Annotated in this window: 21 protein-coding genes; 14 read left to right on the plus strand and 7 right to left on the minus strand. The window is 73.2% G+C overall.

Going from position 1 to position 23,294, the window contains the following annotated elements; genetic code table 11:
• The first annotated feature begins 49 nt into the window (after window positions 1–49).
• The 4 genes from pelF to ABZ386_RS03515 are packed head-to-tail and all read left to right on the plus strand — an operon-like array spanning window position 50 to window position 4,528.
• On the plus strand, window positions 50–1,600 hold the full coding sequence (gene pelF / locus ABZ386_RS03500; RefSeq protein ID WP_351332092.1) for a GT4 family glycosyltransferase PelF: 1,551 nt from the start codon (window positions 50–52) through the stop codon (window positions 1,598–1,600).
• Window positions 1,597–3,105: a hypothetical protein gene (locus tag ABZ386_RS03505; protein WP_356501199.1), complete on the plus strand. Its 1,509-nt coding sequence runs from the start codon at window positions 1,597–1,599 to the stop codon at window positions 3,103–3,105. Before pelF ends, ABZ386_RS03505 begins: the two co-directional genes overlap by 4 nt.
• On the plus strand, window positions 3,102–3,752 hold the full coding sequence (locus ABZ386_RS03510) for a spherulation-specific family 4 protein (protein WP_356616178.1): 651 nt from the start codon (window positions 3,102–3,104) through the stop codon (window positions 3,750–3,752). The genes ABZ386_RS03505 and ABZ386_RS03510 overlap by 4 nt, the downstream gene beginning before the upstream one ends.
• Window positions 3,749–4,528, plus strand: a complete 780-nt coding sequence (locus ABZ386_RS03515) for an endo alpha-1,4 polygalactosaminidase (protein WP_355728110.1) — start codon at window positions 3,749–3,751, stop codon at window positions 4,526–4,528. The genes ABZ386_RS03510 and ABZ386_RS03515 overlap by 4 nt, the downstream gene beginning before the upstream one ends.
• Window positions 4,529–4,579: 51 nt before the next feature.
• On the opposite strand, the gene ABZ386_RS03520 is transcribed toward ABZ386_RS03515, so the two are convergent.
• Window positions 4,580–5,362, minus strand: coding sequence for an adenosylcobinamide-GDP ribazoletransferase (locus tag ABZ386_RS03520; protein ID WP_358963429.1), 783 nt, complete (start codon window positions 5,360–5,362; stop codon window positions 4,580–4,582).
• 60 nt (window positions 5,363–5,422) lie between these two features.
• On the opposite strand from ABZ386_RS03520, the gene ABZ386_RS03525 reads away from it, so the two are divergent.
• On the plus strand, window positions 5,423–6,187 hold the full coding sequence (locus tag ABZ386_RS03525) for a hypothetical protein (RefSeq protein ID WP_114251644.1): 765 nt from the start codon (window positions 5,423–5,425) through the stop codon (window positions 6,185–6,187).
• Here the strand turns inward: ABZ386_RS03525 and ABZ386_RS03530 are convergent.
• Complete coding sequence (locus ABZ386_RS03530) at window positions 6,127–6,825, minus strand: hypothetical protein (protein WP_358963432.1); 699 nt, start codon at window positions 6,823–6,825, stop codon at window positions 6,127–6,129. The genes ABZ386_RS03525 and ABZ386_RS03530 overlap by 61 nt on opposite strands.
• 144 nt (window positions 6,826–6,969) lie before the next feature.
• Window positions 6,970–8,079: a nicotinate-nucleotide--dimethylbenzimidazole phosphoribosyltransferase gene (gene cobT, locus ABZ386_RS03535; protein WP_356501205.1), complete on the minus strand. Its 1,110-nt coding sequence runs from the start codon at window positions 8,077–8,079 to the stop codon at window positions 6,970–6,972.
• 177 nt (window positions 8,080–8,256) lie between these two features.
• Between cobT and ABZ386_RS03540 the strand changes: the two genes are divergently transcribed.
• Window positions 8,257–9,303, plus strand: coding sequence for a class I SAM-dependent methyltransferase (locus tag ABZ386_RS03540; RefSeq protein WP_358963435.1), 1,047 nt, complete (start codon window positions 8,257–8,259; stop codon window positions 9,301–9,303).
• A gap of 84 nt (window positions 9,304–9,387) precedes the next feature.
• Here ABZ386_RS03540 and ABZ386_RS03545 read toward each other — a convergent pair whose 3' ends face one another.
• On the minus strand, window positions 9,388–10,596 hold the full coding sequence (locus ABZ386_RS03545) for a bifunctional adenosylcobinamide kinase/adenosylcobinamide-phosphate guanylyltransferase (protein WP_358963438.1): 1,209 nt from the start codon (window positions 10,594–10,596) through the stop codon (window positions 9,388–9,390).
• Window positions 10,597–10,789: 193 nt separating this feature from the next.
• On the opposite strand from ABZ386_RS03545, the gene ABZ386_RS03550 reads away from it, so the two are divergent.
• Window positions 10,790–11,002, plus strand: a complete 213-nt coding sequence (locus ABZ386_RS03550; RefSeq protein ID WP_031115848.1) for a hypothetical protein — start codon at window positions 10,790–10,792, stop codon at window positions 11,000–11,002.
• 49 nt (window positions 11,003–11,051) lie between these two features.
• Here the strand turns inward: ABZ386_RS03550 and ABZ386_RS03555 are convergent, their stop codons facing one another.
• Together ABZ386_RS03555 and ABZ386_RS03560 are read right to left on the minus strand one after the other, a co-directional pair.
• Entirely contained in the window at window positions 11,052–11,753 is a 702-nt protein-coding gene (locus ABZ386_RS03555) for a methyltransferase domain-containing protein (protein ID WP_358963441.1), read from the minus strand.
• A gap of 83 nt (window positions 11,754–11,836) precedes the next feature.
• Window positions 11,837–12,436, minus strand: coding sequence for a DUF3043 domain-containing protein (locus tag ABZ386_RS03560; protein ID WP_114251634.1), 600 nt, complete (start codon window positions 12,434–12,436; stop codon window positions 11,837–11,839).
• A 318-nt stretch (window positions 12,437–12,754) separates the two neighbouring features.
• Here ABZ386_RS03560 and ABZ386_RS03565 point away from each other — a divergent pair, with 318 nt between their 5' ends.
• The 6 genes from ABZ386_RS03565 (at window position 12,755) to ABZ386_RS03590 (ending at window position 21,419) form a co-directional block, all read left to right on the plus strand.
• Entirely contained in the window at window positions 12,755–13,540 is a 786-nt protein-coding gene (locus ABZ386_RS03565) for a PspA/IM30 family protein (protein WP_269803199.1), read from the plus strand.
• A gap of 23 nt (window positions 13,541–13,563) precedes the next feature.
• Window positions 13,564–13,842: a hypothetical protein gene (locus ABZ386_RS03570; RefSeq protein ID WP_351332062.1), complete on the plus strand. Its 279-nt coding sequence runs from the start codon at window positions 13,564–13,566 to the stop codon at window positions 13,840–13,842.
• 59 nt (window positions 13,843–13,901) lie between these two features.
• Window positions 13,902–15,122 (plus strand): sensor histidine kinase, encoded by a 1,221-nt coding sequence (locus ABZ386_RS03575; protein WP_351332060.1) that lies wholly within the window; start codon window positions 13,902–13,904, stop codon window positions 15,120–15,122.
• On the plus strand, window positions 15,119–15,802 hold the full coding sequence (locus ABZ386_RS03580; protein WP_356519338.1) for a response regulator transcription factor: 684 nt from the start codon (window positions 15,119–15,121) through the stop codon (window positions 15,800–15,802). Before ABZ386_RS03575 ends, ABZ386_RS03580 begins: the two co-directional genes overlap by 4 nt.
• Before the next feature lie 160 nt (window positions 15,803–15,962).
• On the plus strand, window positions 15,963–19,079 hold the full coding sequence (locus ABZ386_RS03585) for an efflux RND transporter permease subunit (protein ID WP_355720287.1): 3,117 nt from the start codon (window positions 15,963–15,965) through the stop codon (window positions 19,077–19,079).
• A gap of 117 nt (window positions 19,080–19,196) precedes the next feature.
• The gene (locus tag ABZ386_RS03590; RefSeq protein ID WP_358963444.1) at window positions 19,197–21,419 is read left to right on the plus strand and encodes a protein kinase; all 2,223 of its coding nucleotides are present in this window, start codon (window positions 19,197–19,199) and stop codon (window positions 21,417–21,419) included.
• 18 nt (window positions 21,420–21,437) lie between these two features.
• On the opposite strand, the gene nadA is transcribed toward ABZ386_RS03590, so the two are convergent.
• A complete protein-coding gene (nadA, locus tag ABZ386_RS03595; RefSeq protein WP_355720293.1) occupies window positions 21,438–22,622 on the minus strand; it encodes a quinolinate synthase NadA in 1,185 nt (394 codons plus the stop codon).
• Between the two features lie 283 nt (window positions 22,623–22,905).
• On the opposite strand from nadA, the gene ABZ386_RS03600 reads away from it, so the two are divergent.
• Window positions 22,906–23,262, plus strand: a complete 357-nt coding sequence (locus ABZ386_RS03600; protein ID WP_010037217.1) for an iron-sulfur cluster assembly accessory protein — start codon at window positions 22,906–22,908, stop codon at window positions 23,260–23,262.
• The last annotated feature ends 32 nt before the right edge of the window (window positions 23,263–23,294 follow it).

The raw sequence follows: 23,294 nt of genomic DNA on the forward strand, positions 1-23,294 counted from the left end.
CCGGCAGCAGTTCCCCGCACACCATCCGCACCACAGGGGGAATCACCGCATGAGGCGCACAGGCCGTCATGTCACCATGCTCACCGAAGGCACCTACCCGCACGTCCACGGCGGCGTCAGCACCTGGTGCGACCAGCTCGTCAAGGGCATGCCCGAGGTCGACTTCCACCTCGTCTCGCTCACCGGCAGCGGCCGCGAACCCGTCACCTGGGACCTGCCGCCCAACGTCTGCCGGCACACCTCGGTCCCGACCTGGGGCCCGCGCCCCGGCCGCGGCAGGCCCCCGTACGGCAGGGCCCGCCGCCGTTTCACGGAGACCTACGAGCGTTTCCTGCTCTCCTTCCTCGAACCCGATTCGCACGCCGACTTCGGCGAGTCCCTGAACGAGCTGGCCGAACTCGCCCGCGACGGACGCCTGCCGGCCGCCCTGCGCACCGAGTCGGCACTGCGCTCGCTGATGTGGATCTGGACCATGCCGCACCTGCCGACGGCCGCCGCCCGCCCGACCGTGCACGACGCGCTCACCGCGACCGACCTGCTGGAGCACGCCCTGCGCCCGCTCGGCGTCCGCATACCCGAGGACTCCGTCGCGCACGCCGTCAGCAGCGGCCTGGCGACCCTGCCCGCGCTCGCCGCCCGCCACCTGGACGGCGTGCCGTTCCTCCTCACCGAGCACGGCATCTACCTGCGCGAGCGCTACCTCGGCTACCGCCAGGGCGCCCAGCGCTGGCCCGTGAAGGCGTTCATGCTCGGCTTCTACCGGGAGCTGAACTCCTACGGCTACCGCGCCGCCGACCTGATCACCCCGTGCAACCAGTACAACCGCCGCTGGGAGGAGCGCGGCGGCGCCGACGCCGACAAGATCCGCACGGTCTACAACGGCGTCGACCCGGCCGCCTTCCCGCACGCCGGCCCCGAGCCCGAGGTCCCCACCCTGTCCTGGTGCGGCCGCATCGACCCCATCAAGGACCTGGAGACCCTGATCCGCGCCTACGCCCTGGTGCGCGCCGAGATCCCGGCGACCCGGCTGAGGCTCTTCGGCCCGGTCCCGCCCGGCGGCGAGGCCTACCGCACCCGCCTGGAGAAGCTCGCCGCCGAACTGGGCGTCACCGACGGCCTGACCTTCGAGGGCCGCATCAGCGAGGTCTGGCGGGCCTACGCGGCCGGGCACCTCGTCATGCTGTCGTCGATCTCGGAGGGCTTCCCGTTCTCCATCATCGAGGCCATGTCGTGCGGCCGTACGACGGTGTCCACGGACGTCGGGGGAGTGCGCGAGGCCGTCGGCGACACCGGTCTGGTGGTGCCGCCGCGCGAGCCGGAGAAGATGGCCGCCGCCGCGCTGACCCTGCTCAAGGACGACGAACGGCGCCTCGAACTGGGCGCGTTGTCGCGCCAGCGCGTCATCGACCGGTTCACGCTGCGCCGCTCGGTGGACGCCTTCCGCACCATCTACAAGGAACTCGCGGGCGAGGACGAGGTGTACGAGCCGACGCTGGAGACCGTGGCCGACTGGACCCTGGAACTGCGCGACCCCTGGTACGCGTCCACAGCGGTCTGGGGGTCCCCCCAGACGGAGTCTGGGGGAGGAGCGGGCTGGTGAGCGGAAGCGTCTGGCTGCCCCCGGGCTCCCGCCCGGACACCCTCCCGGGCATTCCCCGGCAGCGCACCCCCAGTTGGGCCCAGCCCGACCCGGTCGACGAACTCGCCGGCCGCCTGGAGGACTTCATAGCCGCGGCCGTCCACCCGGACGAGATAGCCGCCCTGCTGGAGTCCGACGGCCTCTCCGACGACCAGATACGCGAGCGGTACGGCGTCAAGAACTCCTTCGCGCTCGCCGAGACCCTCTACGAACGCGTCGAACGCCGCTACCCCGAACCCGACGGTCCGGCCCCCGACCCCTGGCGGATCGGCCTGCTCGGCTGCCTGCTGCGCGGCGTCGTCTTCGCCCTCCCCGGCCTCGCCTACGTCCTCGGGGCGCCCCTGTTCACCGGCCCGGGCGACCTCGGACTCCCCGCGGGCACGGTCCCGCTGCTGGCCGGCGCCCTGTGCGGCTGGACGTGGAACCAGGGTCTCGCCCACCGGGCGTACGCCTGGCTGGGGCTGGGTGACCGGACGGCCGCCCGGCGCGCCCTGCTGCTCGGGGCCCCGGCGGGCGCGCTGCTCGGCTCCCTGGTCTCCCTGGCCTTCGCCGGAAGCGCCGCCCCGGCCGTGGTCGCCTTCGCCGCCGGACAGTCCTGCTACCTGGCGGCGGCGACCGTCCTGCTGGTGATGGGCCGCGAACGGCACCTGCTCATCGCCCTCGCGCCGATGGCCATGGGCGCGGTCCTCTCTCTCGTCGACCCGCTGCCCCGGGCCGCGAGCCTGGCGCTGCTGCTGGGCTCCCTGGCGGCCGTGGCGGTGCTGGGACTGCGCGAGGTGGCGCCCGCCCTGAAGGGGGAGGGCGGCTGGACGGCGGGCCTCGCCGCCCTGCTCCCGTTCGGCGGGCCGGTCACCGGCCCCGCGCGGCCCCGGCCCGCCGGCCCCCGGCTCACAGGTTCCCTGCCCTACGCCCTGTTCGGGCTCGCCACCGGCGTCCTGGTGCTGTACGCGGCGCTCGGCGACGTCCTCGCCGGCGACGAGCAGGGCGCGGTGGCCGCGCCCGCCGCGGTGGCGCTCACCCTCAGCATGGGGCCCGCCGAGTGGCTGCTGTACCGCTTCCGCAGCGACAGCCTCGCCGGACTGCGCTCCAGCGGCACCGCCCGGGACTTCTGGCGGACCACCGTCCTGACCGTCGTGCAGTGCCTGGCCGCCTACCTCGCCGCCCTGCTCGTCCTGAGCCTGACCGCCTCCGCCCTGTGGCCGCACGCCCCGGTCCCCGGCGGCGTCCGGCTGGCCGGGCTGCTCCTGCTGGGCGTGGTCCTGTGGACGGGCCTGCTGCTCCAGTCGTTCGGCGCGGTGACCGGCGCGACGGCGGTGTGCTGCGCCGCCGCCCTCGCCCAGACCCTGCTCCTCGTCACCCGCACCGGTGATCCGCACCTGACCGGCGTGGCCGTCCACGGCACGGCGGCCGCCGTCCAGGCCGCGCTGGTGTGCGCCCTGCTGGGGAGGGCAACCGCCCACCGATGAGCACTCTCCTGGTCCCGTACTACGAGCACCCGTCCGCCCGCCCCGCCGAATGGGACGCGATCGTCGCGGCGGCGCCCCGCCTCTACGGGGTGGTCCTCAACCCGGCCAGCGGCCCCGGCGACCGGCCCGACGCGGCCTTCGCCGAGGTCGCCGCCCGGCTGCGGGCGGTGGGCGTCCGGGTCCTCGGGTACGCCGACACCGACTACGGCCGCCGCGCCGCCGACGACGTCGTCCGCGACCTCACCCGGTACCGCGACTGGTACGGCACCGACGGCGCCTTCCTCGACCAGGTCCCGTCGGGGCCCGAGCAGTTCGAGCACTACCAGAAGCTGGCGGTCGCGGCCTGGGGCGTCGGCTGCGGCACCCTCGTCCTCAACCACGGCACGGCACCGCACCCCTGCTACGCCCGCATCGCCGACGTCCTCGTCACCTTCGAGGGCACCTGGGCGTCCTACCGCGCCCAGCACCCCCAGCCCTGGCCCGGCGGCCCGGACGTACGGCTGTGCCACCTGGTGTACGACGTGCCGCCCGACGCCGACCCGGAGGCCCTGGCCCGGGCGCGGGGCGCGGCGGTGCACTGCGCGGTGCCCGGAACCGGAGATCATCCTTGGGGCACGCTGCCGTACACCCTGGAGAACACTTCGTGAGACGTCCGCTGTTGCCCGCCGCCCTGCTGCTCCTGCTGCTCGCGGGCTGCACCCAGGCCCCCGACGACAAGCCCGGCCCCCGCTGGCAGCCCCGCCCCGGCACCGCCTGGCAGTGGCAGCTCAGCGGGCGCCTGGACACCTCCGTCGACGTGCCGGTCTACGACATCGACGGCTTCGACCACCCCGAGGAGACGGTCTCCCGGCTGCACGACGACGGACGGAAGGTCATCTGCTACCTGTCCACCGGCGCCTGGGAGGAGTTCCGTCCGGACGCGGAGAAGTTCCCGAAGTCCGTCCTCGGCCGGGGCAACGGCTGGCGGGGCGAGCGCTGGCTCGACATCCGCCGCACCGACGTCCTGGAGCCGCTCATGGCGGCCCGCCTCGACATGTGCCGCGACAAGGGCTTCGACGCGGTGGAGCCCGACAACATGGACGGCTACCGCAACGACACGGGCTTCCCGCTGACCGCCACCGACCAGCTCCGCTACAACCGCCTCATCGCCCGCCTGGCCCACGACCGGGGCCTGGCCGTCGGGCTGAAGAACGACCTGGACCAGATCCCGGAACTGGTCGGCGACTTCGACTTCGCGGTCAACGAGCAGTGCGCCCAGTACGGCGAGTGCGGGGCCCTGAAGCCGTTCGTCGACGCGGGCAAGGCCGTCTTCCACGTCGAGTACGAGGTGCCCACCGGCCGCTTCTGCGCCGAGTCCCGCCGGCTGCGCTTGAGTTCGCTGCTCAAGAAGTACGAACTGGGGGCGTGGCGACAGCAGTGCTGAGCCCGATCCCCGTGACCGTCGTCCTCGCCGGTGTCCGGGTCAGGAAGCGTCTCAGCCCAGTGAGAGAACGACCAGCGCCGTCGTCGCGGCCGTCTCCGCGAGCCCCCCGAACACATCCCCGGTGACCCCGCCGAAGCGGCGCGTGCAGTGCCGCAGCAGTGCCTCGGCGGCGGCCAGGGAGAGCAACGCCGCGAGCGCGGTACGGACCACGTCGTACGGCCCGAGCAGGGCGCCGGCCGCCGCCGCCACCGCCGTCACGGCGCCCGCGGCGACGAGCGCCGCCCGCACCGGCACCGCACCGGCGACGGCCGCTCCCAGCCCTTCCGGCCGCGCGGCCGGCACCCCGCTCCGGGCCGCCAGGGTCAGGGCCAGCCGGGCCAGGGCCGCGGAGACGACGGCGGCGAGGGCGCCCCGGGCCCAGGAGGCCTCGTAGGCCTGGGCGAGCGCGGCGACCTGCGCGAGCAGGACCAGGACGAGGGTGATGACCCCGAACGGGCCGATGTCCGACTGCTTCATGATCCGCAGCGCGTCCTCGGCGGGCTTGCCGCTGCCCAGCCCGTCGGCGGTGTCCGCGAGCCCGTCGAGGTGCAGCCCCCGGGTGAGGACGGCCGGCACGGCGACGCCGGCCACGGCGGCGAGCAGCGGGCCCGCGCCGAGAAACAGCAGCACCAGCCCGGCAGCGGCGGCGGCGGCGCCGACCGCCAGCCCGGCCAGCGGAGCGCACAGCATGCCGCCGCGCGCCGCCTCCCGGTCCCACCGGGTCACCCGGACCGGGATCACCGTGAGCGTGCCGAAGGCGAAGCGGACACCGTCGAGGGGCGAGGAACTGGGCACCGGCGCAGGCTACCGGCCGGTCAGGAGAGCGCAGACGGCACCCGAGGATAAAGTTCACATATGGAATGGCTGGAGCGGAACATCATCGAACCCGGCAAACTGCCGCTGCTCCTCGCTCTCGTCTCCTTCGTGCTGACGTTCCTGATCACCCGGACGATCACCCGCCTCATCCGGGCGGGCAAGGGCCCCTTCCGCAACATCAGCGGCAGCGGCGGCGTCCACGTCCACCACGTCGTCCCCGGGGTCGTCCTGACGATCGTCGGCGGCTTCGGCGCGGTGGCGGGCGGACAGCACGGCTTCGGCTCGGCGCTGGCCGCGGTGGTCTTCGGCATCGGCGCGGGCCTCGTCCTCGACGAGTTCGCCCTGGTCCTGCACCTCGCCGACGTCTACTGGACCCCGGCCGGGCGCAAGAGCGTCGAGATGGTCGTCCTCACCGCCGCCCTCGTCGGCCTGCTCCTGATCGGCTTCTCGCCCCTCGGCGTCAACGACCTGTCCGAGGACCAGCAGGAGAACCGCGCCGCCGTCATCGTCAACGTCGTCGTGAACTTCGCGTTCGCCCTCATCGCCCTGTTCAAGGGCAAGGTCCGCCTCGCGGTCGTCGGCGTGATCGTGCCCCTCGTCGCCCTGGTCGCCGCCGTACGGCTGGCCCGCCCGGGCTCCCCGTGGGCCAAGCGCTTCTACCGGCGCCGCCCCCGCGCCCGGGCCAGGTCCGGGCTGCGCGCCTACCACCACGACCGCCGCTGGGCGGGCCCCAGACGCGCCTTTCAGGACTGGCTCGGCGGCGCGCCCGACCCCGAACCGGCCCGCACCCTCGAACGCCGCTGACGCCACTCGGCGCCCGCGCACAGCACCAGCACGGCCGCGATCGCCGCGAGGTGCTCCTTGCCGGCGAGGTTCTCCTTCAGCGCGACCTCGACCACCATCGCCACGATCACCGCGCCCGCCGTGACATACGCCCGGTAGCGCCGGCCCAGGAAGACGGCCAGGCCCACCACCGCAGCGGACGGCCCGGTGTCCACGACCCACGCGTCCGAGGCGGGCATGCCGAGTGGGGAGTCGGGCCCCAGCCAGATGCCCAGCCGCGCGTACAGCGTGCCCGCGAGCGTGGCGAGATAGGCGATCGCCAGGGCCCGCCACCAGCCCAGGCACAGCTCCGCGATGCCGAACACCAGCAGGATCTGCGCCAGCGCGCCCCACGCCGGCAGATCCAGCGCGGGCACGAACAGCGACAGCGGGGTCCGCAGCAGCGCGAGCCACAGCGGATCCTCGGCGCGCACGGCACCGACGTCCTGCACGAACCCGTAGCCCCACGCCTGCTGGTGCACGACGTGCAGCACGGCCGTGAGGCACACGGCCGCGAGAGCCAGCGGCACGGCCCGCCACCGCCGCTCCCGCAGCGGCCCGCGCACCGCGGCGTACAGCGGGCCCCATTCGGCGCGGGCCCAGCGGGCGAGCGTGGTCATCCAGGTCGTCCTCGTCCGTGCGTCGACAGGTCCGGGGTGCCGGCGACTCGGTCGAGCCGGCACCACGTTCCAAGACCGACCGGAACGGGGACGTAGTTGAGCCGGGCCCGAGTGACCTGGCTCTCCCGGGCGCTCCTGCCCGCGTCACTGCTCGGCGGGAGCCTCCGGAACCTCCGGGGCCACCGACTCCGCCGGGGCCTCCGACTCCTTCGGCTTCTCGGGCAGCTCCGCCGCCAGCGCGGCCGCCGCCTGCACCAGGGGCAGCGCCAGCAGGCCCCCGGCGCCCTCCCCGACGGTCACCCCGTGGGTGAGCAGCGGCTCCAGGGCCATCCGGTCCAGCGCCTTGGCCTGCCCGGGCTCCCCGCTGTCGTGCGCGGCCAGCCACCAGTCCGGCGCCCGGAACGCGATCCGCTGCGCGACCAGCGCGCACGCGGCCGTCACCACCCCGTCGAGCACCACCGGCGTCTTCCGCACCGCGCTCTGCAGCAGGAAGCCCGTCATCGCCGTCAGGTCGGCCCCGCCCACCGTCGCCAGCAGCTGCAACTGGTCCCCGAGCACCGGCCGGGCCCGGCGCAGCGCGTCGCGGATCGCCGCGCACTTGCGCATCCACGCCAGGTCGTCGATGGCCAGCCCGCCCCGCCCGGTGACGACCGAGGCGTCGACCCCGCACAGCGCCGCGACCAGCACGCCCGCCGCCGTCGTCCCGCCGACGCTCACATCGCCGAGCACGACCAGATCCGTCCCCGAGTCGGCCTCCTCGTCGGCCAGCGCGACCCCGGCCCGGAACGCCGCCTCGGCCTCCTGGGGCGTCAGCGCGTCCTCGACGTCGATCCGGCCGCTGCCGCGCCGCACCCGGTGCCGTACGACGTCCTCGGGCAGGGCCTCGGGGTCGCAGTCCAGAGCCATGTCGACGATCCGCACCGGCACGCCCAGCCGCCGGGCGAGCACCGACACCGGCCGGCCGCCCTCCAGCACCTCGCGCACCAACTCCCCGGCGCTGCCCGCGGGCCGGGCCGAGACGCCGAGCCCGGCGACGCCGTGGTCACCGGCGAAGAGCACCACCCGCGGCCGTTCGATCGGCCGCACCGGCACGGCGGACTGCGCCGCCGCCAGCCACTCACCCAGGTCGTCGAGGCGGCCCAGCGCCCCGGGCGGCACGATCTGTCGCTCCCGGCGCGCCTCGGCGTCACGGCGGATCCCGCCGTCCGGACGCTCGATCAGATCGGAGAAGTCGTCGAGATTAAGCGAGCTCATTCGCCGAACAGTACCGGCCCCGGTCGAACACCACGGCGGCACATCGCGACTCCGCCGGGACGGCGTCGTTGCACCCAAGATCGGCATCCCATACGTTCCGTTTTGCAGCGGATTGTCGTACGCGGTACCGGATCGCCGTACGTCCCCGCTGTACGCCCTCGCGCCCGGGAGCCGCCCATGTCCGCCCATCCCGCCCCCTCCGCACTCCCCGCCCCCCAAGCCACCGCACGCGTCCACGAACCGCGCCGCGAGGACTGCCCCTGGTGCGGCTCGGCCCGCCTGAAGAACCGGCTGCGCACCGGTGACCTGCGGCGGTACAAGCCGGGCAGCTTCACCGTCGACGAGTGCCGGGACTGCGGCCACACCTTCCAGAACCCCCGCCTCACCGTGGAGGGGCTCGCCCTCTACCACCGGACCGTGCGCGGAGCGCCCAGGGACCAGGTGGCCGACGCCCTGCTCGCGCTGCGCGGCAGCCGGCACCGGCACCGCTCGGCCGCCCGCGCGATGCGGCGCTTCGGGGAGCCGGAGAGCTGGCTGGACGTGGGCACGGGCCACGCGCGCTTCCCGGCGACGGCCCGGGAGTTCTTCCCCTACACCGCGTTCGACGGCCTGGACCCGACCCCCCGCGTGGTCCGGGCCCGCTCGGCCGACCGCGTCGAGGAGGCCCACGTGGGCCGGCTGACCGACCCGCGCATGGCGACCGCGCTGCGCGCCCGCTACGACGTGGTCAGCATGCTGCACCACCTGGAGGGCACGGCGGACCCCCGGGCGGAACTCCGGGCGGCCCTCTCCGTGCTGCGCCCCGGCGGCCATCTCCTGGTGGAGACCCTGAACCCCCGCAGCGCCTTCGCCGCCCTGCTGGGCCGCCGGTGGCTCGCCTACGACCAGCCCCGCCACCTCCACCTGCTCCCACCGCAGAACCTCAGAGCCGAACTGGAGGCGGCGGGCTGCACGATCCTCACCCTGGACCACCGCCCCGCCCACGTCCCCCACGACCTCGCCGGTGCCACGGCCCTGGCCCTCTCCCACGCCCTCCCCGCCCCGGACACCCCGTGGCGAGCCATCCCCCCGCCCCAGGCCCACCAGCACGCCCGCGCCGCGCTGCTCCGGGCGGGCATCCCCCTGGTGGCCCTGGCGGCGGTGACGGACCACCTCATCGCACCGATGGCCCGTCGCACCAGCTTCGCGAACGCGTACCGGGTCATCGCCCGCAAGCCGACCTAGCGGCGGGCAGCCGGGACCTTGGGGGAGGCGCCTCGCCGGGCCGAGCCGCGCGATGCCCAGCCCTCAGCCACGACACACCGCCGCTCAGCCGCGCAGCACCACGGCCTGCCCCGCCACCACCAGCAGCACGTGCTCGCACTCGTCCGCGAACCCCGCGTTCAACCGCCCGAGTTCGTCCCGGTAGCGCCGCCCCGACGCGGTCGACGGCACGATCCCCGACCCCACCTCGTTCGACACGGCGACGACGGTCCGCCGGGTCGCGCGCACGGCATCCGTCAGCTCCCGCACCCGCTCCCGCAGCGCCTTCTCCCCCCGCTCCGCCCACACCGCGTCGTCCCACGCCCCGGCCGCGTCCATCGCGTCCGTCAGCCACAACGACAGGCAGTCGATGAGCAGCGGCGGCCCCTCCGCCTCCAGCAGCGGCACCAGATCGCAGGTCTCGACCGTCTGCCACGACCCCGGCCGCCGCTCCCGGTGCGCGGACACCCGCGCCGACCACTCCGTGTCCCCGTTGCGTGACCCGCCCGTCGCCACGTACAGCACGTCCGGAAAGGCCTCCAGCCGCCGCTCGGCCTCCACCGACTTGCCCGACCGTGCCCCGCCCAGCACCAGCGTCCGCCGCGGCACGTCCGGCACGTCCTCGTACGCCCCCACCGCGAGCGTCACCCCGTCGGGCACGGCCCGCGCCCCGGCCGCCGCGAGCCGCCGCCCGAGCTCCGGGCCCGGCGGCACGTCGTGGTCCAGATGGACTGCGACCACGTCGGTCGTCGGCCCCACCGCCCCCACCGCCCGCAGCTTCGCCAGCGCGTCCGGCCGCCCCACGACGTCCGCGAGCACCATGTCGTACGACTCGGCCGGCTCCTCAAGACCCGCCGGCGCCCCGCCCGGCGGCAGGTACAGCAGCCGCTGCCCCTCCGGCCCGGTCACCGCGTACCCCGTGCCCGGCGCGTCCAGGGCCACCGCCCGCACCCGGTGCCCCGTCAGCAGCGTCAACTCCCGCCCGTCCGGCACCCGCCCGGCCTGCGGCACCCCGGCCGGCACCTCCACCACGGGCCCGTCGTGCGGATGGGACAGCAGCACTTGACGTACGCCGGTCAGGGAGCGGCCCGCCCGGGCCGCCGCGAACGCCGCCCCGGGCGTCAGGTCGAGCAGCAGCACCCCGTCCAGGAGCAGCGCGGTCGCCGCCCGCGCGTCCGGGCCGAGGGCGGCCGCACAGGCCGCGCAGGCCGCGCAGGGACAGTCGGGGCGGGGCAGCCCCGCGGGAGCACCGGTGCCGAGCAGAGTCAGTTCCACGCCCCGATTCTCACCCCTGGGCATGGAACACGCGTGACGGAGACGCCCCTATAGGGGCCCGGGGAACTGCGCGAACACCCCACGACCCGCACACGCCCCACGACCCGCACCCCCCGCAAGGCCCATGACACCCCACCCGGCGGAGCGCATAGGCTTTCGCTCTGCAGTGTGCTCACACACATGGGAGGCGTACATGGCGGCATGGACGTGGCGGTTCGAGAAGACCGACGGGACGGAGGTCGAGCCCGCGGTGCCGCCGGAGGAGTTCCCCACCCAGGGGGACGCCGAGTCCTGGATCGGGGAGCACTGGAAGGCGCTGAAGGAGGGCGGGGCCGACCAGGTGCGGCTGTTCGAGGACGCCACGGAGATCTACGGGCCGATGAGCCTGCACGCGGCCGAGGCGTGAGCCGGGGGCGGGGGCCGTCGGCCCCCGCCCACCCGCCGTGTCCTGGGCGTCAGCCCCGTACGCCGCACAGGTGCAGCAGCGCCGCCACCCCGCGGTAGGGATCCGTCCGCCCGGCCTTCTCCTCCACCGCGAGCAGCGTCTCCACGTCGGCCGGGATCTCGGCGCCGTCCGCCGCCGTGTCCGTGAACACCCGCACCCCGTACCAGGCGTGCAGCGGCGCCCCGATACCGGCGAGCGTCGCCGTCAGGTCCTTCAGCCGGTCGGCCCGTACGTCGAGCCCCAGCCGGTTCCGGTAGGCGGTCGTGTCGAACGCGGCCAGCGCGCCCGCCCAGTCGCCGGACAGCCCCGGCCGTATCGCGAGCGCGTCCCCGTTGCGCACGAGCAGGGACAGCAGCCCGCCCTGCGCGAGCATCCGGGCCAGCCCCGCCAGCAGCGGGTCGGGTTCCTCGACGTACATCAGGACGCCGTGGCAGAGCACCACGTCGAAGCTGCCCGGCAGGAAGTGCACGCCGGTGTCCCGGCCGTCGCCCTCGATGATCCGCATCCGCTCCCGGATGCCCTCCGGTTCCCCGGCGAGGGACTCCCGGGCCGCGGCGATCATCGTCGGGTCCTGCTCCAGACCGGTCACCTGGTGCCCGGCCCGGGCCAGCCGCAGCGCCTGCGTGCCCTGGCCCATGCCCACGTCGAGCACCCGCAGCCGCCGCCCGACCGGGAACCGCCCGACTATCTGCTCGTCCAGCTGGCGGGCCACCAGCTCCTGCCGGACGACATCGCGCAGCCCGCCCAGCTTGTCCAGCCAGGCCTCGGCCGCACCCCCGGAGAACGGCGTCGCGGTCAGGGCCGCTCTCCGCGCTTGACCTGCGGCTTCGGCAGCCGGAGCCGGCGCATCTGCAGGGAGCGCATCAGGGCGTAGGCGACCGCGCCGCGCCTGTTCTCACCCGCGAAGCGCTCGTTCAGCTGCTTCTTCAGACGGAAGCCGGTGACGAACGAGTCGAGCACGATCAGCACGATCACCACGAGCCACAGCAGCAGCGCGATGTTCTGCAGCGCGGCCACCCGCACCATGCTCAGCACGAGGATGACGACGGCCATCGGCAGGAAGAACTCCGCGATGTTGAACCGCGAGTCGATGAAGTCGCGCGCGAAACGGCGGACCGGTCCCTTGTCCCGCGCGGGCAGGTACCGCTCGTCGCCGCTCGCCAGCGCCTGGCGCTGGCGCTCCAGCGCGGCACGGCGCTCCTCCCGCTGCCGCTTGGCGGCCTCCTTGCGCGTCATCGACGTGTTGGCCACGCTGCGGCGCTGGGACTGGGCCTGGCTGCGCTTGGGCGTGGGACGGCCCTTGGGGGCCTCGGGGTGACGGGGCTGACTGGAGTCGGTCACCGGCGCCTTGTCGGCTGCCTGGGCCTTCTCATCCTTCGCACGGCTACGGAACACAAAACCCAAGGGTAAGGGCTTCCCGGGCATGGACCCCAGCCCGGTGGGGAACGATCCGGCAACACCAGTCGTCTGTAAGGGGACAGAGGGGACGTTGTGTACGCCTCCGGATGTTTCCCGGGGTGTACGGCTCCGGTAACCCCGGGGATCACCTACTCCCTACGCCGGAGCGGGAGCGCACGCAGTCGTCCTTGGGGATGAGCGCATCCGTCCCCGAACAGTGCGGTAATGGATGCAGGGCCCGTACTGTGGGTTCTGTCGCAGGAGCTGGAGCCGGAGTCGGTCAGAAGGGGGCGCGCGAAGCCCATGAGCGGTGTCATGAAGCGTATGGGGATGATCTTCCGCGCGAAGGCGAACAAGGCCCTTGACCGGGCCGAGGACCCGCGCGAGACCCTCGATTACTCGTACCAGAAGCAGCTGGAGCTGCTCCAGAAGGTCCGCCGCGGCGTCGCCGACGTGGCGACCAGCCGCAAGCGCCTGGAGCTCCAGCTGAACCAGCTGCAGCAGCAGTCCACCAAGCTGGAGGACCAGGGCCGCAAGGCGCTCGCGCTGGGCCGGGAGGACCTGGCCCGCGAGGCGCTCTCCCGCCGGGCCGCCCTCCAGCAGCAGGTGACCGACCTGGAGACCCAGCACGCCACGCTCCAGGGCGAGGAGGAGAAGCTCACCCTCGCGGCCCAGCGGCTCCAGGCCAAGGTCGACGCCTTCCGCACGAAGAAGGAGACGATCAAGGCGACCTACACGGCGGCCCAGGCGCAGACCCGGATCGGCGAGGCCTTCTCCGGCATCTCCGAGGAGATGGGCGACGTCGGCCTGGCGATCCAGCGCGCCGAGGACAAGACGGCCCAGCTCCAGGCCCGCGCCGGCGCGATCGACGAACTGCTCGCCTCCGGCGCCCTCGACGACCAGTCCGGCATGCACAAGGACGACATCCAGGCCGAGCTGGACCGGCTCTCCGGTGGTACGGATGTAGAGCTGGAACTGCAGCGCATGAAGGCCGAGCTCGCCGGTGGTCCGAGCGGCGGGAAGCAGGCCATCGAAGGTGGCACGAGCCAGCAGCAGTCCCAGCAGCAGCCGCAGGACACCCCGCGCTTCGACAAGCAGTAGGGGCCCACGCCTAGGAGGGCGACATGATCGTACGGATCATGGGGGAGGGCCAGGTGAGGCTGGCCGACGGCCACCTCACCGAACTGAACAGGCTGGACGACGAACTCCTCGCGGAAATGGAGAACGGCGACGGCCCCGGCTTCCGCCGCACCCTCCAGGCCCTGCTGACCAGGGTCCGCGAACTGGGCGAACCCCTCCCGGACGACTCCCTGGAGCCGTCCGAGCTGATCCTGCCGTCCCCGGACGCGACGCTGGAGGAAGTCAGGGAGTTCCTGAGCGACGACGGCCTGATCCCGGGCTGACGAGGCCCTTCGGGCCGGGGGCTGGGGCCCAGCCCCCGGCCCGGCTACGGTGAGTCCCCGTGAGCACCCTCCAGCGGGCCAGATGTCAGGCCAAGGCACACCCCCTGGCCATGGACGCGGCACTGGCCGCTGCCGTCCTGGTCTGCATGGTCGCCGCCTCCTTCGTGGAACCCCGCCACCCCCACAGCGTCAGCTGGTCCCTGCGCACCCCCGACTCCCTCAGCCTCCTCCTCATGGCCCTCGGCGCCGCCGCCCTGGCCTTCCGCCGCCGCGCCCCCATGGCGGTCCTCGCCCTCACCGGCACCCTCTCCGTCGTCGAGTCCGTCACCGGTGACCCCCGAGCCCCGGTCGCCATGTCCGCGGTCATCGCCCTGTACACCGTCGCCTCCACCACCGACCGCCCCACCACCTGGCGCGTCGGCCTGCTCACCATGACCGTGCTGACCGGGGCGGCCATGTCCGCCGGGCCGCTGCCCTGGTACGCCCAGGAGAACCTCGCGATCTTCGCCTGGACCGGCATCGGCGCCAGCGCCGGCGACGCCGTCCGCAGCCGCCGCGCCTTCGTCCAGGCCATCCGCGAACGCGCCGAGCGCGCCGAACGCACCCGCGAGGAGGAGGCCCGCCGCCGGGTCGCCGAGGAGCGCCTGCGCATCGCCCGCGACCTGCACGACGTCGTCGCCCACCACATCGCCCTGGTCAACGTCCAGGCCGGCGTCGCCGCCCACGTCATGGACAAGCGCCCCGACCAGGCCAAGGAGGCCCTCGCCCACGTCCGCGAGGCCAGCCGCTCCGCGCTCAACGAACTCCGCGCCACGGTCGGCCTGCTCCGCCAGTCCGGCGACCCGGAGGCCCCCACCGAACCCGCCCCCGGCCTGGACCGCCTCGACGAACTCACCGGCACCTTCCGCAGCGCCGGGCTGCACATCGAGGTCGCCCGCGCCGACCAGGGCACCACCCTTCCCGCAGCCGTCGACCTGGCCGCCTACCGGATCATCCAGGAGGCCCTGACGAACGTGCAGAAGCACGCGGGACCGCAGGCCAAGGCCGAGGTCAGCGTCGTACGGGTCGGACCGAACATCGAGATCACCGTCCTCGACGACGGCAGCGGCGAGGACACCGACCCGGACAGCGGCGGCGGCCACGGACTGCTCGGCATGCGCGAGCGGGTCACCGCCCTGCGCGGCACCCTCACCACCGGTCCCCGCTACGGAGGCGGCTTCCGCGTCCATGCGATCCTGCCCGTCAAGAACCGCACACCGACCGGGGAGGACCCCGCATGACGATCCGTGTCCTGCTCGCCGACGACCAGGCGCTGCTGCGCAGCGCCTTTCGCGTGCTCGTCGACTCCGAGCCCGACATGGAGGTGGTCGGCGAGGCGTCCGACGGCGCGGAGGCGGTCCGGCTGACGAAGGAGCGGCGCGCCGACGTCGTCCTCATGGACATCCGCATGCCCGGCACCGACGGCCTCGCGGCGACCCGCATGATCAGCGCCGACCCGGAACTCGCCGACGTCCGCGTGGTCATCCTGACGACCTTCGAGGTCGACGACTACGTCGTGCAGTCGCTGCGCGCCGGCGCCTCCGGCTTCCTCGGGAAGGGGGCCGAGCCCGAGGAACTGCTGAACGCCATCCGGATCGCGGCCGGCGGGCAGGCCCTGCTGTCCCCGGCGGCCACCACCGGCCTGATCGCCCGGTTCCTCGCCCAGGCGGACCCGGCCGACGGCGACCGCGATCCGGCCGGCGGCGAGCGGCTCGACTCGCTCACCGGACGCGAGCGGGAAGTGCTGGTCCAGGTCGCCGGTGGCCACTCCAACGACGAGATCGCCGAACGGCTGGAGGTCAGCCCGCTGACGGTGAAGACGCACGTCAACCGGGCCATGGCCAAGCTGGGCGCCCGGGACCGGGCCCAGCTCGTGGTGATGGCGTACGAATCCGGCCTGGTCCGTCCAAGGGTGGAGTGACTTCAAGCCGGTCGTACTGCGGCGGGAGTATGCGTCGCATAAGGAAATGGACCTGGGGCCTACGAAACGGCCCCCTGCCATGGCTCAGGGTGTAAGGGCGGGCGCTCATCTGTGCGCCCGCTGCCGCTTCTGCCGTTAAACAGAAGAGAGACCCTGACCCATGTCCTGGCTGTCGAGATTCAGCCTCGCGCAACGGGCCCTGATAGGGCTGATGTCGATCATCGCGCTCGTCTTCGGAGCGATCGCGATACCCCAGCTCAAGCAGCAACTGCTGCCCACCATCGAACTGCCCATGGTGTCCGTTCTGGCGCCGTACCAGGGCGCGTCCCCGGACGTGGTCGAGAAGCAGGTCGTCGAACCCATCGAGGACAGCCTCGAAGCCGTCGACGGCATCAGCGGCGTCACCTCCACCGCCAGCGAGGGCAACGCCGTGATCATGGCGTCCTTCGACTACGGCAACGGCACCGAGCAGCTGATCGCCGACGTCCAGCAGGCCGTCAACCGGGCCCGCGCCCAGCTCCCGGACGACGTGGACCCGCAGGTCGTCGCCGGTTCGACGGACGACATGCCGACCGTCGTCCTCGCCGTCACCTCCGACCGGGACCAGCAGGCCCTGGCCGACCAGCTCGACACGACCGTCGTGCCGGACCTGAAGAGCATCGACGGCGTCGGCCAGGTCACCGTCGACGGGGTGCGCGACCTCCAGGTCACCGTCACGCCCGACGACGCGAAGCTGGCGAAGGCCGGGCTGACCTCGCAGTCCCTCTCCCAGGCGCTCCAGGCCGGCGGCGCGACCGTCCCGGCCGGCTCCTTCGACGAGGGCGGCGCCAACCGCACCGTCCAGGTCGGCGGCGGCTTCACCTCGCTGCGGCAGATCCAGGACCTGATGGTCACGGGCGAGCCCGGCAAGGGCAAGCCGGTGCGCCTCGGCGATGTCGCCACCGTGAAGCAGCAGGAGGCCCCGGCCGACTCCATCACCCGCACCGACGGCAGGCCCAGCCTCTCCGTCGCCGTCACCATGGACCGTGACGGCAGCGCGGTCGCGATCTCCGACGCCGTCCGGGACAAGCTGCCCGACCTGCGCAAGGACCTCGGCTCCGGCGCCGGCCTCACGGTCGTCAGCGACCAGGGCCCGGCCGTGTCGAAGTCCATCAAGGGCCTCACCACCGAGGGCGCGCTCGGTCTGCTCTTCGCGGTCCTGGTGATCCTGGTCTTCCTGGCCTCGATCCGCTCGACCCTCGTGACGGCGGTGTCCATCCCGCTGTCCGTGGTCCTCGCCCTGATCGTGCTGTGGACCCGTGACCTGTCGCTGAACGTCCTCACGCTGGGCGCCCTGACCATCGCCATCGGCCGGGTCGTCGACGACTCGATCGTGGTCCTGGAGAACATCAAGCGCCACCTCGGCTACGGCGAGGAGCGCCACTCGGCCATCCTCAACGCGGTGCGCGAGGTCGCGGGCGCGGTGACGTCCTCCACGCTCACCACCGTCGCCGTGTTCCTGCCGATCGGCCTGGTCGGCGGCATGGTCGGCGAGCTGTTCGGCTCGTTCAGCCTCACCGTGACGGCGGCGCTGCTGGCGTCCCTGCTGGTCTCCCTGACGGTCGTGCCGGTCCTGTCGTACTGGTTCCTGCGGCCCCCGAAGGGCACCCCGGAGGACGCGGACGAGGCCCGCCGGCTGGCCGAGGAGAAGGAGGCCAAGAGCCGCCTGCAGCGCATCTACGTCCCGGTCCTGCGCTTCGCGACCCGCCGCCGCCTCACCAGCGTGGCCATCGCGATCGTCGTCCTCGTCGGCACGTTCGGCATGGCACCGCTGCTGAAGACGAACTTCTTCGACCAGGGCGAGGTCGAGGTCCTCACCGTCAAGCAGGAGCTGAAGCCCGGCACCAGCCTGGCGGCGACCGACGCCCAGGCGAAGAAGGTCGAGGAGCTGCTCTCCGGCACCAAGGGCGTGAAGGACTACCAGGTCACGGTCGGCTCGTCCGGCTTCATGGCCGCCTTCGGCGGCGGCACGGACACCAACCAGGCCTCCTACCAGGTGATGCTCGACGACTCGGCGTCGGCCGAGGACGTCCAGGACCGCATCGAGAAGGGCCTGGCCGGGCTGAAGGGCATCGGCACCACCACCATCGCCGCCGGCGACGGGTTCGGCGCCCAGGACCTCAGCGTGGTCGTGAAGGCCGCCGACGCCGAGGTGCTGCGGACGGCCGCCGAGGAGGTCCGCAAGACGGTCGCCTCGCTCGACGACGTCACCGACGTCACCAGCGACCTGTCGCAGAGCGTCCCGCGCATCTCGGTCAAGGCCAACGACAAGGCGGCCGCGGCCGGCTTCGACGACCAGAGCCTCGGCGCCGTCGTCGCCCAGGCCGTGCGCGGCACCCCGGCGGCCAAGGCCGTCCTGGACGACACCGAGCGCGACGTCGTCATCCGCTCGGCGAAGCCCGCGCAGACCCTGAAGCAGCTCCAGGACCTGCGCGTCGGCGCGGCGAAGCTGGGTGACATCGCGACCGTGAAGCTGGTCGACGGCCCGGTGTCCATGACCCGCATCGACGGCCAGCGCGCCGCCACCATCACCGCGAAGCCGACCGGCGACAACACCGGCGCGGTCAGCACCCAGCTCCAGTCCAAGATCAACGGACTGAAGCTCCCCGACGGCGCCACGGCGTCGATCGGCGGTGTCTCCGAGGACCAGGACGAGGCGTTCGCCAACCTGGGCCTGGCCATGCTGGCGGCCATCGCGATCGTCTTCATGCTGCTGGTCGGCACCTTCCGGTCCCTGGTCCAGCCGCTGATCCTGCTGGTCTCCATCCCGTTCGCGGCCACCGGCGCGATCGGCCTGCTGGTCGCGACCGGCACCCCGATGGGCGTCCCGGCGATGATCGGCATGCTGATGCTGATCGGCATCGTGGTGACGAACGCGATCGTGCTGATCGACCTGATCAACCAGTACCGCAAGCAGGGCTACGGCGTCGTCGAGGCCGTGGTCGAGGGCGGCCGGCACCGTCTGCGGCCCATCCTCATGACGGCCCTGGCGACGATCTTCGCCCTGCTCCCGATGGCCCTCGGCATCACCGGCGAGGGCGGCTTCATCGCCCAGCCGCTGGCCGTGGTCGTGATCGGCGGCCTGGTGACGTCGACCCTGCTCACCCTGCTGCTGGTGCCGACGCTGTACGCGATGCTCGAACTCCGCAAGGAGCGCCGGGCGAAGAAGCGCGCGGCGAAGAAGGGCCTCCCGGCCCAGCGGACGGACGCGGCGGAGCCGGAGCCCGCGGGCGTGTGACGCCCCGACCCGGCGGCGGCCGGGCACCGCACCCGAACGGTCGGTGCCCGGCCGCTCCGTTGTCCCGTTCCGTATCCTGTGGCCTCGAACTGCTTTACGGGGGAAGGGGATTCGGGCGTGCCGCTGCACAGGGACGACCCGAAGTCGGTCGGCGGCTACCAGCTCGTCGACCGGCTCGGAGCCGGTGGCATGGGCGTCGTCTACCGGGCCAGGGCGCGCTCGGGCCGTGACGTCGCCCTCAAGGTGGTGCACGCCCAGTACGCGGCGGACGCCGTCTTCCGCACCCGGTTCCGGCAGGAGATCGCCGCCGTCCGCAAGGTCAGCGGAGCCTTCACCGCTCCGGTCCTGGACGCGGATCCCGAGGCCGCGCGGCCCTGGATGGCGACGCAGTACGTGCCCGGCCCCTCGCTCGCCCGGCGGATCCGCGACCGGGGCGCCCTCCCGGAGGCCGAACTGCGCCGGCTGGCCCTGGGCCTGGTCGAGGCGCTGCGCGACATCCACCAGGCGGGGGTGGTGCACCGGGACCTGAAGCCGGCCAACGTCCTGCTGGCCGAGGACGGTCCCCGCGTCATCGACTTCGGCATCGCCCGCGCGGCGGAGAACCACCAGACGCTGACCGAGACCGGCCAGATGATCGGCACCCCGCCCTTCATGTCCCCGGAACAGCTCGTCGACGCCCGCACCGTCGGCCCCGCCTCGGACGTCTTCTCCCTCGGTTCCCTGCTGGTGTACGCCGTCACCGGCCGCGGCCCCTTCGACGCGGACAGCCCCTATCTGACGGCCTACCGGGTGGTCCACGACACGCCCGTGCTGGAGGGCGTCGGGCAGCCGCTGCGCGGGCTGCTGGAGCGCTGCCTGGCCAAGGACGCCGCCGACCGGCCCGGACTTGAGGAACTGGCCCGGGAGTTCGCCGCCGTCCTGCCCGAGGCGGCGGACGGCGATCCGGCCACCCTGGCCCTGCGCGCCCACAGTGTCCCCGCCGTCGAGGCCACCCGCGCCGCGACCCTCGCCGACCCGCCGGACACCCCGCGTCCGCGCCGGCGGCCGCTGCTGGCCGCGACCGGTACGGTCGGCGCCGCCGTCCTCGGCCTGACGGCCTATCTGACGCTCGGTCCCGGCTGGGCGCAGAGCGCGGACCGGCCCGGCCCCTCGCCGTCCGCGACCTCCCGGTGGTCGGCGCCGCCGGCCGGCTGGACGCCGTGGCAGACGACCGTGTACGAGCCGGCTCGACGCGGCGTACGGCAGGCGCAGCGGCCGCAGACCGGCGGGACCCGGGGCGGGCCGGCCTGCCAGGCGTACGAGGGTGCCGTCTACTGCGCGGGCGACGGGATCCTGCCCGTGCGCCTGGACGGCAAGACGGGCGAGACCCTCTGGCGCGCCGGCCCGCCGTCGGCCGTCACCGGCGACGACTTCTCCAGGTTCGAGATCCTCGGGGTCCGGGACGACGCGGTGCTGGTCCAGCAGGAGCCCCCGGGCGAAGGGGCCACCCGGGTGTTCGCCTTCGACACCGGGACCGGCGACCGGCTCTGGGACCGGGCGGTGAACGACGAGTGGGTGGACGTGGCCCTCTCGGGCGACACCGTCGTGCTCCCGGAGGGCGACGGCACTTCGGTGACGGCCCGCTCGGCCCGCACCGGCACCGCGCGCTGGACGGAACCGCTGCCCGCGCGGCACGCCTGCGGGATCACGGAGGCCGCCGACAGGCTGTACCTGAACTGCACGCCGGAGGAGACATCCGGGGACAGCCTCGTGAGGGAACTGCACCCGGCCGACGGCCCGGCACGCCGGCTGACCGTACCGGACCAGGCCGTCTGCTTCGGCGCCTTCGACGGCCGGCTCCTGTTCCTGGACCTGACCCAGGACGAGGACGGAAACACCATCGTCGGGCAGGACGCGCCGTATGCGTCGATCCGGTCGGTGGACCCCGCCACCGGTGCGGAGAGCACGACGAAGCTGGCCGAGGAGTACGGGGGGCAGGTGACGCTGGCGGACGGCACCCTGTGGTTCGCCACCTCCAGCGGACGGGTCACCGCCGTGTCGGCCCGCACGGGCAGACCACTGTGGCAGACCCCGACCAGCCTGGAGCAGCCGAGCGAGGCGACCTACGACCCGCGGGCCCGGGCCGTGTACCTCGCCAGTGCCAGCGGCCGCGTCGGGGCGCTCGACGCGAAGAAGGGCACGCTGTTGTGGGAGACGCTGCCGAGAGCCGAACGCAACGACACGGACTGGGGCGCGGCCAGGGTGCGGCGCGTCGCAGGCGCCCTGGTCGCGGCCACCCCCGACGGCACCGTCTTCAGCCTCGACCCCGCGCACCCCGAGCGGAAACCGCACTCGGGGTGACGACGGGCAGGGCGGCGGCTACGGCAGGGCCAGCATCCGCTCCAGCGCCAGCTTCGCGAAGGCCTCCGTCTCCTTGTCCACCTCGATGCGGTTGACGAGGTTGCCCTCGGCCAGCGACTCCAGGGCCCAGACCAGGTGGGGGAGGTCGATGCGGTTCATGGTCGAGCAGAAGCAGACCGTCTTGTCGAGGAAGACGATCTCCTTGCCCTCGGGCGCGAAACGGTTCGCCAGGCGGCGGACCAGGTTCAGCTCCGTGCCGATGGCCCACTTGGAGCCGGCCGGCGCGGCCTCCAGGGCCTTGATGATGTACTCCGTCGAACCGACGTAGTCGGCCGCGGCCACGACCTCGTGCTTGCACTCGGGGTGCACCAGGACGTTCACGCCGGGGATGCGCTCGCGCACGTCGTTCACCGAGTCCAGGCTGAAGCGGCCGTGCACCGAGCAGTGGCCCCGCCACAGGATCATCTTCGCCGCGCGCAGCTCGTCGGCGGTCAGCCCGCCGTTCGGCTTGTGCGGGTTGTAGACGACGCAGTCCTCCAGAGACATGCCCATGTCCCGGACCGCGGTGTTCCGCCCGAGGTGCTGGTCGGGCAGGAACAGCACCTTCTCGCCCTGCTCGAAGGCCCAGTCCAGGGCGCGCTTGGCGTTGGAGGAGGTGCAGATCGTGCCGCCGTGCTTGCCCGTGAACGCCTTGATGTCGGCGGACGAGTTCATGTACGAGACGGGCACGACCTGCTCGGCTATGCCGGCCTCGGTCAGCACGTCCCAGCACTCGGCGACCTGCTCGGCCGTCGCCATGTCGGCCATCGAGCAGCCGGCGGCGAGGTCGGGCAGGACGACCTTCTGGTCGTCGGACGTCAGGATGTCCGCGGACTCCGCCATGAAGTGCACACCGCAGAAGACGATGTACTCGGCCTCCGGACGCGCCGCCGCGTCCCGGGCCAGCTTGAACGAGTCACCCGTCACGTCGGCGAACTGGATGACCTCGTCGCGCTGGTAGTGGTGGCCGAGCACGAAGACCTTGTTCCCGAGCTTCTCCTTCGCCTTGCGGGCGCGCTCCACCAGGTCCGGGTCGGACGGCGAGGGCAGGTCGCCGGGACACTCCACGCCACGCTCGCTCCTCGGGTCGGCCTCACGGCCGAGGAGCAGCAGGGCGAGGGGCGTCGGCTGTACGTCGAGCTCCTGGGTCTGGGCGGTGGTCACGACACGCACCCTTTCTGTTTCCGGCGACTTTTCGTCGATTTGACGCTATCTATCATAACCGCTTCACGTCACTTTGACGATGGCCATAGCGTCGGTGTGACGTGAATCCCGGCGGGCCGCCGTTCATTCCCGCCAAGACCGGGAATGAGTCGTTTTCCGGTTCGCGGCGCGTGTGCGAGCATGAAAAGGAGCCGAGATCGAGCGCCCGGCCCGGAATGAATCCGCGGCCCCGCCGGTTGCAACCGTCGGCAAGCAGTCTCCGTACAACCCGGGAGAGATGTAGATGTCCGTATCGGACGAGACCAGCACCGTCACCGACGGCATCATCCTGACCGACGCCGCCGCGTCCAAGGTCAAGGCGCTGCTCGACCAGGAAGGCCGCGACGACCTCGCGCTGCGCGTCGCCGTCCAGCCCGGCGGCTGCTCCGGCCTGCGCTACCAGCTCTTCTTCGACGAGCGTTCCCTCGACGGCGACGTCGAGAAGGACTTCGGCGGTGTGAAGGTGGTCACCGACCGCATGAGCGCCCCGTACCTGGGCGGCGCCACGATCGACTTCGTGGACACCATCGAGAAGCAGGGCTTCACGATCGACAACCCGAACGCGACCGGCTCCTGCGCCTGCGGCGACTCCTTCAGCTGAGCCCGCCGGGCCGCCTTCGGGCGGCAGCGGAC

It is taken from the genome of Streptomyces sp. NPDC006140, assembly GCF_040628815.1.
Classification (GTDB): Bacteria; Actinomycetota; Actinomycetes; order Streptomycetales; family Streptomycetaceae; genus Streptomyces.